Raw genomic sequence first — 9,667 nt, 5'->3', positions numbered from 1 at the left:
GCGGGCTTGCCCCGCGATGAGGCCCTCAAGCCAACGGATACAACGCCTCATCAAACTGCGCCAAGCGCGGAAACTCCAGCGGCTGGTCATCCGACAAATGAGCCAGGCGCTGCCGGTAGCTACGCAAGAAGTCCTTGCGCGCCTCATCGCTGATATATGGCACATGCCAGGCCACAAACGGCTCCAGCACCTCGAAGCCAACGTACGCCAGGGTGCCGCGCAAAATCGGCCGCAGCATGTCTTGCAGCGGCCCGTGAATCGCCCCGTCGCCAAACATGTGCTCGCGCCCGCCCAGGGTCACGGTCACCAGCGCCTTCTTGCCCACCAACCCGCCCTGGTCGTAAAAGCGTTTGCCGCCGTAGCACACCCCCGAGACCAGCACCCGGTCGATCCAGCCCTTGAGCATGGCCGGTGCCGAGAACCAGAAGATCGGGAAGTTGAGCACCAGCAGGTCGGCCCACAACAGCTTGTCCAGCTCCTGCTGGATGTCGGCGGCAATCGATTGACTCTTGACCCCCAGGCGCTGCTCCAGGGCATACACCAGGTAATCGGGGTTCTCGCGGCTGACGAAGTCATCGGCGCTGGCCACCGGGTTCCAGTTCATCGCGTACAGGTCGCTGACCTGCACCTGATGGCCCTGGGCGGTGAAGGTTTCGATAGCCTGGTCACGCAAGGCGGCGGTAAAGGATTGCGGCTCGGGGTGAGCGTGAACGATCAGTACATTCATGGGGAGTCCTTAAACGGTGTGCACAGCAATACGGGACGCCTTCAGGCTCATCAGCACTGAATCGCTTTAACTTCGACGAACTCGGCCAGGCCTTCCTCGCCCCACTCGCGGCCGTTGCCCGACTGCTTGTAGCCGCCAAACGGCGCCTGGTAATTGAACCCCGCGCCATTGACGAAGCACTGCCCGGCCCGCAATTGCCGGCCCAGTTGCAGGGCCCGCTCGCGGTCCGCCGCCCACACCGCGCTGGACAAACCGAAGGGTGAGTCGTTGGCCAGGGCAAGCGCCTGGGCTTCATCGGCATAGGGGATCAGGCACAGCACCGGGCCGAAGATCTCTTCCTGGGCGATGCGCATGCGGTTATCGACGTCGGCGAACAGCGTCGGCGCCACATAGAAGCCGCGCTCAAAGCCCGGCCCCGTGTCACCGCCACACAGCAGCCGTGCGCCCTCCTCCTGGCCGATGCGGATGTAGTCCAGCACGGTGCGCCGCTGCGCCGCCGAACACATGGGTCCGAGGAAGCTGTTCGGGTCTTGCGGGTCGCCCATGACCAGCTGGCGGGTTTCATCCAGGGCGATTGCCACGGCCTCTTCATAGCGGCTGGCCGGCAACAGCATGCGAGTCAGGGCCGTGCAGGTCTGCCCGGAGTTGATCATCACGTCCTGCACGCCATAACGCACCGCGGCGTCGAGGTCGGCATCGGCGGTGATCAGCAGCGGCGACTTGCCACCCAGTTCCAGGCACACGCGCTTGACCGTCGGCGCCGCGGCCTGAGCCACGCGCACGCCGGCACCGGTGGAGCCAGTGAACGAGACCATGTCCACCTGCGGGTGACGGGCCAGCGCCTCACCGACCTTGGCCCCCGGCCCGCTGACCAGGTTGAACACCCCGGCCGGCAAGCCAATGGCCTCGATCATCTCGGCCAGCAAAAACGCGTGCAGCGGGGTTTCCTGGCTCGGTTTGACCACCACCGTGCAACCGGCGGCCAACGCCGGGGCCAGTTTGCCGATCAACTGGTGCAGGGGGTAGTTCCAGGGGTTGATGAAGGCGCAGACACCGACCGCCTCGCGCACCACCCGCGAGTTGCCGACTTCACGTACCTCGTCCATCAGCCCGGCCAGTTCGATGTACTGCTCAAGGCCGACAATCGGCCCATCGACCTGCACCGCCCGGCACCACTGCACCGGCATGCCCAGCTCGCGGGTGATGACGGCCGCCATCTCATCGGCGCGGGCCTTGAGCTGTTCGGCCAGGGCGCGAATGTAGCCGGCGCGCACGCTCGACGGGGTTTGCGACCAGCGGCCAAAGGCGTTGCGCGCCGCTGCCACCGCCCGGTTGACGTCTTGCTCGTCGCCCAGCGGCACCCGGCCTGCCACTGCTTCGGTGGCCGGGTTGATCACTTCGGCCAGGCCCTGGCCCGACGGCACCTGCCAGCTGCCATCGATAAACAGCCGCGGATAGTCACGCATGGGCTTTACCCTCCATCAGCTCAGCCGCGCAACGGGCAATGCGCTGGCAGGCCTCGCGCAGCGGTTCGGCGCCGAGCACCAGGCCCAGGCGGATATGCCCGGCGGCGCTGGGGCCGAAGGCTTCACCAGCGAGCACCGACACGCCATGGTGATCGAGCAGGCGATTCGAGAACGCCTGGGCGCTGAGGCCGGTTTCACGGATATCGACCATCACGAACATGCCGCCATCGGGCTTGAGCGCACGCAGGCCCGGGCAGTCGGCCAGGCACTCACAGACCAGGTCGCGGCGCTGGCGGTAGGCTTCGCGCATGGCTGCCAGCTCCGGCAATTGCTGCTCCAGCGCTACTACCGCCGCATCCTGGATGAAATCCGGCGAGCCATAGAGCATGCACAGTGCCAGGTTCTCCAGGTGCGTGGCCAGCGCTGGCGAGCCCACTACCCAGCCGACCCGCCAGCCAGTCATGGCATGGGACTTGGACAGGCTGTTGAGGGTCGCCGTGCGCTCGGCCATGCCCGGCAGGCTGCCGGGGCTGATGTGTTCGCCGTCGTACAGCAGCTCGCTGTAGACCTCATCGCAGATCATCCACAGGTCATGGGCAATGCACAACTCGGCCAACGCCTCCCAGGTACTGCGCGGCAGGCTGGCGCCGGAGGGGTTGTGCGGGCTGTTCAGGGCCAGGGCGCGGGTCTTGCTGGTGATGCGCGCGGCGACATCTTCGGCCTGCACCCGGAAGCCGTGCTCCGGGCGCACCGGTACCGGGATCACCGTGGCGCCACAGGCGCCGAACACCGCCTCATAGGTGACGTACATGGGCTCGGCGACGATCACTTCATCGCCAGGGTTGAGCACGCACTGGGCCACGCAGAACAGCGCGCACTGGGCCCCGGCCAGCACCGTCACCTGATCGGCGCCGGTCGGCTGGCCGCTGCGCTGCTGATGGCGGCGGGCAATGGCCTGGCGCAGGGCCAGCTTGCCGCGCACGTCGGCATAATGGGTGTGGCCGTTGTGCAGGCTGTCGATGGCGGCCTGGACGATCGGCGCCGGGGTGTCGAAATCCGGATCGCCAACCGACAGCAGCAGCACGTCTTCGCCTTTGTCCAGCAGTTCCAGGGCACGGTAGTGGATGTCCCAGGCGGCGGCGCCGTCCCCGGCGATACGTTGGGTCAGATCGGAAAAGCGCATGGCAGTCTCCCAAAAAAGCGGTTGAAGTTCAGCGCGCGCAAGCGTGCTTGAGCTCGATCAGGGTTACGCCGTTGCGGGCAAAGCCGCTGCGCAGTTCCCGTTGCAGGTCATCCAGGTTTTGCGGCTGCGCCACGCTGCAACCAAAGGCCCGGGCCAGGCCGATGAAGTCCGGGTTGCGCGGCAGCACGCCGATCGGTTCGATATCCAAACCGAGCATGTCGTCGCGAATCTGTCCCAGGGCATCGTTGTTCCACAGCAGTACCACAAGCGGGCGCTCCAGCTCTTCGACCGCGGTGGCCAGTTCCTGGGCGGTGTAGAGGAAGCCGCCATCGCCGACCAGCACCAGGCCCGGGCGGTCCTCTGTGGCGAACATGCCGCCGATACCGGCGGGCAAGCCGTAACCGAGGGTGCCGTAACCGGTCGGGTGCAGCCAGCTGCGCGGGGCCCGGCTGGCATAGACATAGTTGCCGGTGTAGGCCAGTTGGGTCATGTCGGTGCTGATAAAGGCGTTGGCCGGCAGCTCGGCCGCGACCCGGTCAAGGATCGCCTGGTGGATCGCCTGCAGCGGGCCGTGGCTGGCCTTGACCGCCTGGCGTAGGCTGGCGACGGCATCCATGGCGGCGCCAGCATCGCGCGGCGCGTGCGGCAAACGCTCGAGCAAGGCGGCGACGGTTTGCCGGGCATCGCCTTGCAAAGCCACCGCGCAGGGGTAGAAGTCGTTGAACTTGCGCGGATCGATATCCACCCGCAGCAACTCGCCGTTGAGCTGCAGCCGCTCGCGCCAGAAGTCGGTGTCGGCCATTTCGGTGCCGACCGCGAGGATCACGTCGGCCTCGGCAATCAGTTGCCAGCCCGGCGCCACGCACAAGGACGAACCGGCATTGAGCGGCGCATCCGGTGGCAGCAGACCTTTGCCGGCAACGCTGGTGAACAGCGGCGCGGCCAGGCGGGTGCTCAGCTGTTGCAGTTCCTGGGCAGCGGCCAGGGCGCCGCCACCGGCGATGATCATCGGCCGCCTGGCGCCTGCCAGTTTGCCGGCTGCCTGATCCAGCACACTGCTGGCCGGCACGCCCCGGCCCGGGCGGCGCACCACTTCAGTGCTCCAGTCGCGGGCGACCGGTGCGGCCAGCACATCCAGCGGCACCGAGATATGCACCGGGCGCGGGCGTTCGCTGTCGAACACCGCGTAGGCACGGGCGATCAGTTCAGGCAGGTCCTCGGCGCTCAGGGCCACGGCGGAAAACGCCGTGATCGGCGCGGTCATGGCGCGCTGGTCCTGGGTTTCGTGCAGGCAGCCCCAGCCTTTGCCGAGGCTCGCGGTGTGGTTGACGCTGGAAATCACCAGCATCGGGATCGAGTCGGCATAGGCCTGGCCGATGGCGGTGGCGGCGTTGGTGACGCCGGGGCCGGTGATGACGAAGCACACCCCAGGCTTGCCGCTGACCCGCGCATAACCGTCGGCCATGAAGCCTGCGCCCTGTTCATGGCGGGTCAGCACGTGGCGGATGCCGCTGCCGGGCAGGCCACGGTACAACTCCAGGGTGTGCACCCCGGGAATGCCGAACACGGTATCGACGCCGTAGTTGGCCAACAGGCGCACCAGGGCCTGGCCACCGGTCAATGGGCTGTTGTGCATGTTCATCTCCTTATACCTGGCCGAGGCGAATCAACGCATCGACCGCGGTGGTGCCCTGGGCACTGACCATTAATGGGTTCACATCCAGCTCCAGCAATTGCGCGGCGTTTTCGCAGGCGTAGTCGGCGACCGCACGGATCGCTGCCACCAGCGCCTCCAGGTCAGCTGCCTCGCGGCCACGAAAGCCCTGGAGCAAGGCGGCGCTGCGCAGGCCGAGCACGGCCTTGCGGATGGCGCCGTCGGTGGTCGGCAGCAACAGGCTCTTGCTGTCCTTGAGCAGCTCGACGAGGATGCCGCCGGCACCGATCACCAGGGCCAGGCCGAAGTCGTTCTCGCGCTTGATACCGACGATCAGCTCGGCCAGCGGCGCGCTGGCCATGGGTTCGAGCAGCACCTGGTCGAACGCTACACCGGGCGCATAGGCCGCAATCCGCGTACGCATCTGTTCCAGCGCCGCGCCCAGGGCCTGGGCGTCGCGCAGGTTGAGGGCGACGGCACCGGCTTCGGTCTTGTGCGGCAGTTGCGCACTGACCGCCTTGAGCACCAGCGGGTAGCCAACGCTTTCAGCATCCTTGAGTGCCTGTTCCGGGGTGCTCAACACGCCCGTGGGCACCGGCAGGCCGAACGCCTGCAAGGCTTGCTTGGATTGCCACTCGTTGAGCAGTGTGCCCTCGCCCTGCAGCGCCTGCGGGCACAGCGGCGGCAACGCCGACTCGCCCAGCGCCAGCAGCGCCTGGCGTTTGCCCTGGTAAGCGGCAATCCGCCCCCAGGCCGCCAGGCCGTCCTCGACGCCCTGCAACGCGGCGATGCCATGGGCATGCAGGCGCTCGCGGGCAACGGCCGGCAGCAGTTCGGGCAAGGCCGAGGTGACAAAACCGCTCTTGCCATGACGCTTGAGCGCCGCGCAGTACAGCTCCAGCAGCAGGTCGCACTCCTTGCGCTCGCCGGTGAACTCGGCCGGGTAGTCGAGCACCAGCATGGCGGCATCGGCCTCGATGCGCAGCGCGCTGTCGAGCATACGCTCAAGCGCGGCGGCATCGCCCCAGATCGCCGTGGTGAAGTCCAGCGGGTTGACCAGGTTGGCATAGGTTGGCAGCACCTGGGCCAGCTCGCGGACCTGGCCGTCTTCCAGCTTCGGCAGGCTCAGATCGTTGCGTTCGGCATAGTCGGCGATCAACCCGGCATCGCCACCGGAGCAAGCCAGGGCGATCAGGCTGCCGCCCTTGGGCAAGTGGCCGCAGGCGGCGGCCTTGAGGGTTTCGACAAAGCTCACCGGGCCGCTGACGCGGATCACCCCGAGGCGCTCGAACAGGCTGTCGTACAAGGCATCGGAGCCGGACAGCGAGCTGGTGTGGCTCAGTGCCAGTTCCGCACCGATTTGCGACACCCCGGTTTTCAGGGCGATGATCGGGATGCCCTTTACCAGCGCCTTGTGCGCGGCGCGGGCAAAGCCCGGCACGTTCTTCAGGCCTTCCAGGTGCAGGCCGATGGCAGTCACCCGCGGCTCATCGAGCAGCGCGTCCATCAGTTCGGCAATGCCGATCTGCGCCTGGTTGCCCACCGAAGCCATGTAGGCCACCGGCAGCGAGCGGTCGCTCATGGACAGGTTGTAGGCAAAGTTGCCGCTCTGGGTCAGCACCGCCACGCCCTTCTCCACCGCCTTGCCGCCATGGGCCACCGGCCATAGCGCGGCGTTGTGCAGGTAGTCGAGCAGGCCATAGCAGTTGGGGCCCAGCAGCGCCATGTGGCCGGCAGCCTTGAGCAGTTGCTGCTGCAGGGCCAGGCCTTCGGCGCCGGTTTCGGCAAAGCCCGAGGCGTAGCAGATCGCTCCGCCGGCGCCCTTGGCGGCCAGCTCGGCCACGCAGGTCAGGGTCAGCTCGCGGTTGGTGGCGATAAATACCGCATCCGGTGCACAGGGCAGTTCGCCGATGCTGCGCACGCACGGCACGCCGTCGAGGCTGTCGTGCTGCGGGTTGACCAGCCACATCGGCCCTTGGTAACCGCCCTCGGCGCAGCGTTTGAGCGCCCGGGCCATGCTGCGCCCGCCGACGAACGCCAGGTGACGCGGGGCGAGCAGACGTTTGAGATTGTCTCGTAACATGAGCAGGCTCCTGATCAGCGCAACAGCGGGCGCAGCAGTTCACGGGAAATGATGTGCCGCTGGATCTCCGAGGTCCCCTCCCAGACCCGCTCGATCCGCGCATTGCGCCAGATCCGCTCGACCGGCCCTTCGTCCATCAGGCCCATGCCACCGTAGATCTGCACGGCCTCGTCGGCAACCTTGCCCAGCACTTCACTGGCAAACAGCTTGGCCATGCCCGCCTCGCCATCGGTCATCGTGCCTTGGTCCATCTTCCAGGCCGTGTGCAGGGTCAACAGCTCGGCGGCGCGGATCTGCGTGGCCATGTCGGCGAGCTTGAACGAGATACCCTGGTAAGTACCGATCGGCTGGCCGAACTGCTTGCGGTCGGCCGCCCACTGCAGCGACACGTCAAGGGCGCGCTGGGCCTGGCCAACACAGTTAGCGGCGACCATCACCCGCCCGGCGGTGAGCCAGGCGTTGGCCACTTCCCAACCCTTGCCGACTTCACCCAGCACTTTGCTGGCCGGCACCGTGCAGTCATCGAAGAACAGCTCGAAGGTGTGATAGCCGCGGTTGCTCACGCACTTGGGCCCGCGGCGGATGGTCATGCCCGGGGTGCCGCGGTCGACCAGCAAGGCGGTCACCGCGTTGCGCGTCTTGCCGTTGTGCTCGTAGGTGTCGGTGACGGCAAAGACAATGGCGAAATCGGCATGCCCGGCATGGCTGATGAAGTGCTTGCTGCCGTTGAGCACAAAGTTGTCACCCTCGCGCACGGCGCGGGTCTTGATCGCATTGGCATCGGAGCCGGCGCCCGGCTCGGTAAGGGCAAAGCAGTCGGTCTTCTCGCCCTGGATGCACGGCAGCAGGTAATCGTTGATCTGTTCGTCCTTGCAGGCCATGAGGATCTTCGACGGGCGCGCGACAAACACATGCAGGGCCCACGACACCTTCGACAGCTCGCGCTCGATCAGCGCCTGGGACAGGTAATCGAGGCCGCCGCCGCCGACTTCCTCGGGCATGTTGAAGGCGTAGAAGCCAGCGGCGATGGCCTTGCCGCGGATCTGTGCGGCAAGCTCTGGCGAAACTTCGTCGGCGCGGTCGACGGCCTCCTCATGGGGCAGTAACTCCTTGGCGACAAAACTGCGTACCGCTTCCACCAACATTTGTTGTTCTTGGGTCAGTTGGAAATTCATGAGTCGATCCTGAAGAAGTGCGTGTAAGTATCTATTTACCAACGAAATTAGCAGTGCGCTTTTCGACGGCAGCACGCAACGCTTCGGCGCCATCCGCGCTACGCCCGCACAGCAGCCCAGCGGCAAGCTCGGCCTGTAGCTGCTCGCCCAGGGTGCGTTGGGCACCGTCGCAGATCAGCCGTTTAGTCTGGGCGAAGGCGAAGGTCGGGCCATTGGCCAGGCGCCCGGCCAGCTCGGCGGTCACCGCCAGCAACTGGTCATCGGCGCACACCTCGCCCACCAGCCCGGCCGCCAGGGCGCGCTCGGCCCCCCACAGCTCATCGAGAAACAGCAGGCGCTTGGCCTGTTCGCTGCCGATCAGCCGTGGCAGGTGCCAACTGGCACCGGCATCCGGGCTGTAGGCCATGCTGGTGTAGCCGGCCTTGAACCGCGCCGAAGCTGCCGCAATGCGCAGGTCGCAGCACAAGGTCAGGTCCATGCCGGCGCCGACGGCGGTGCCGTTGATGGCGGCGATGGTTGGTTTGTCGAGGCTGTGCAGGCGCTGCATCAAGGCATGGGCGGTTTCGGTCCAGCCGTAGCTCTCCAGGGCGCCGCGGGCTTCGGCTTCGGCCCACTCAGCAAGGTCGGCGCCTGCGCAGAAGCTGCGGCCGGTGCCGGTCAAGACCACCACGCGCACCGCCGGGTCGGCGTTATGGGCATCGAGCAAGGCATGCAGGTTTTTCAGGCTGGGGATGTCCAGCGCGTTGCGCTGGTCGGGGCGGTTGAGGGTGATCCAGGCAATGCCGGCTTCGACCTGGCTGAGCAGCGACGCAGGAGGGGTCATGGGTGGCCTCGAATTATTGTGGTAGGTATGAGGGGTGGGGGCGTGAGGCCATACTAAACGAGTGTTCAACAAGAAGGCAAACGACTTTGTAACTCTAAAAATATTTCACAAAAGCAATTTATCTTATTGCTTTATAAGGTTTTAAAGCGCTCGAAAAATACTTGATTAGACCACCGTTACAACTTCGCACAACTCATGACAAAAAAACCGCCCCGGAGGGCGGCCGATAGAAAAGTTATAAAGGCTGGTCAGGTGTAGTGGTCTAATGATTCCGGACACCCATTTAGGCGAAAATGCTCGCCATAGAGAGGTGTCTGATGATCAAGCAACGTCGTGCCTTTACCCCAGAATTCAAGCGCGAAGCTGCCAGCCTGGTGCTCGACCAGGGCTACAGCCATATCGATGCCGCCCGTTCACTTGGGCTGGTGGAGTCGGCCCTGCGTCGATGGGTTAACCAGCTTCAGGAAGAGCGAAATGGTGTAACTCCGACCAGTAAAGCGCTGACGCCCGAACAGCAGAAAATCCAGGAGCTGGAAGCTCGAATCAATCGGCTGGA

At 65.8% G+C, this 9,667-nt stretch carries 8 protein-coding genes; 1 reads left to right on the top strand and 7 read right to left on the bottom strand.

The window, feature by feature from the left end; all coding sequences use genetic code 11:
• Nucleotides 1-25: 25 nt before the first annotated feature.
• The 7 genes from UW3_RS0102180 to UW3_RS0102150 are packed head-to-tail and all read right to left on the bottom strand — an operon-like array spanning nt 26 to nt 9,111.
• A complete protein-coding gene (locus tag UW3_RS0102180; protein WP_010220548.1) occupies nt 26-727 on the bottom strand; it encodes an NAD(P)H-dependent oxidoreductase in 702 nt (233 codons plus the stop codon).
• A gap of 50 nt (nt 728-777) precedes the next feature.
• Nucleotides 778-2,193, bottom strand: a complete 1,416-nt coding sequence (locus UW3_RS0102175) for an aldehyde dehydrogenase family protein (RefSeq protein WP_010220547.1) — start codon at nt 2,191-2,193, stop codon at nt 778-780.
• A complete protein-coding gene (locus tag UW3_RS0102170; protein ID WP_010220546.1) occupies nt 2,186-3,376 on the bottom strand; it encodes a pyridoxal phosphate-dependent aminotransferase in 1,191 nt (396 codons plus the stop codon). Before UW3_RS0102170 ends, UW3_RS0102175 begins: the two co-directional genes overlap by 8 nt.
• 28 nt (nt 3,377-3,404) lie before the next feature.
• A complete protein-coding gene (locus UW3_RS0102165) occupies nt 3,405-5,012 on the bottom strand; it encodes a 5-guanidino-2-oxopentanoate decarboxylase (protein ID WP_010220544.1) in 1,608 nt (535 codons plus the stop codon).
• Between the two features lie 10 nt (nt 5,013-5,022).
• A complete protein-coding gene (locus UW3_RS0102160; protein WP_010220541.1) occupies nt 5,023-7,113 on the bottom strand; it encodes an acetate--CoA ligase family protein in 2,091 nt (696 codons plus the stop codon).
• 14 nt (nt 7,114-7,127) lie between these two features.
• Entirely contained in the window at nt 7,128-8,288 is a 1,161-nt protein-coding gene (locus tag UW3_RS0102155; RefSeq protein WP_010220539.1) for an acyl-CoA dehydrogenase family protein, read from the bottom strand.
• 31 nt (nt 8,289-8,319) lie between these two features.
• Nucleotides 8,320-9,111: an enoyl-CoA hydratase/isomerase family protein gene (locus UW3_RS0102150; protein ID WP_010220537.1), complete on the bottom strand. Its 792-nt coding sequence runs from the start codon at nt 9,109-9,111 to the stop codon at nt 8,320-8,322.
• 317 nt (nt 9,112-9,428) lie between these two features.
• Here UW3_RS0102150 and UW3_RS0102145 point away from each other — a divergent pair.
• On the top strand, nt 9,429-9,667 hold a 239-nt coding region (locus UW3_RS0102145), incomplete at its 3' end, for a transposase (RefSeq protein ID WP_010220536.1).

Origin of the sequence: Pseudomonas donghuensis (assembly GCF_000259195.1) — a bacterium.
Taxonomy (GTDB): Bacteria; Pseudomonadota; Gammaproteobacteria; order Pseudomonadales; family Pseudomonadaceae; genus Aquipseudomonas; species Aquipseudomonas donghuensis.
This window is presented reverse-complemented; position numbering and strand designations above follow the sequence as displayed.

Bases quoted from the DNA above. Each gene is read 5' to 3' on its own strand.
- UW3_RS0102180 (WP_010220548.1), bottom strand. From the start codon at position 727: ATGAATGTACTGATCGTTCACGCTCACCCCGAGCCGCAATCCTTTACC.
- UW3_RS0102175 (WP_010220547.1), bottom strand. From the start codon at position 2,193: ATGCGTGACTATCCGCGGCTGTTTATCGATGGCAGCTGGCAGGTGCCG.
- UW3_RS0102170 (WP_010220546.1), bottom strand. From the start codon at position 3,376: ATGCGCTTTTCCGATCTGACCCAACGTATCGCCGGGGACGGCGCCGCC.
- UW3_RS0102165 (WP_010220544.1), bottom strand. From the start codon at position 5,012: ATGCACAACAGCCCATTGACCGGTGGCCAGGCCCTGGTGCGCCTGTTG.
- UW3_RS0102160 (WP_010220541.1), bottom strand. From the start codon at position 7,113: ATGTTACGAGACAATCTCAAACGTCTGCTCGCCCCGCGTCACCTGGCG.
- UW3_RS0102155 (WP_010220539.1), bottom strand. From the start codon at position 8,288: ATGAATTTCCAACTGACCCAAGAACAACAAATGTTGGTGGAAGCGGTA.
- UW3_RS0102150 (WP_010220537.1), bottom strand. From the start codon at position 9,111: ATGACCCCTCCTGCGTCGCTGCTCAGCCAGGTCGAAGCCGGCATTGCC.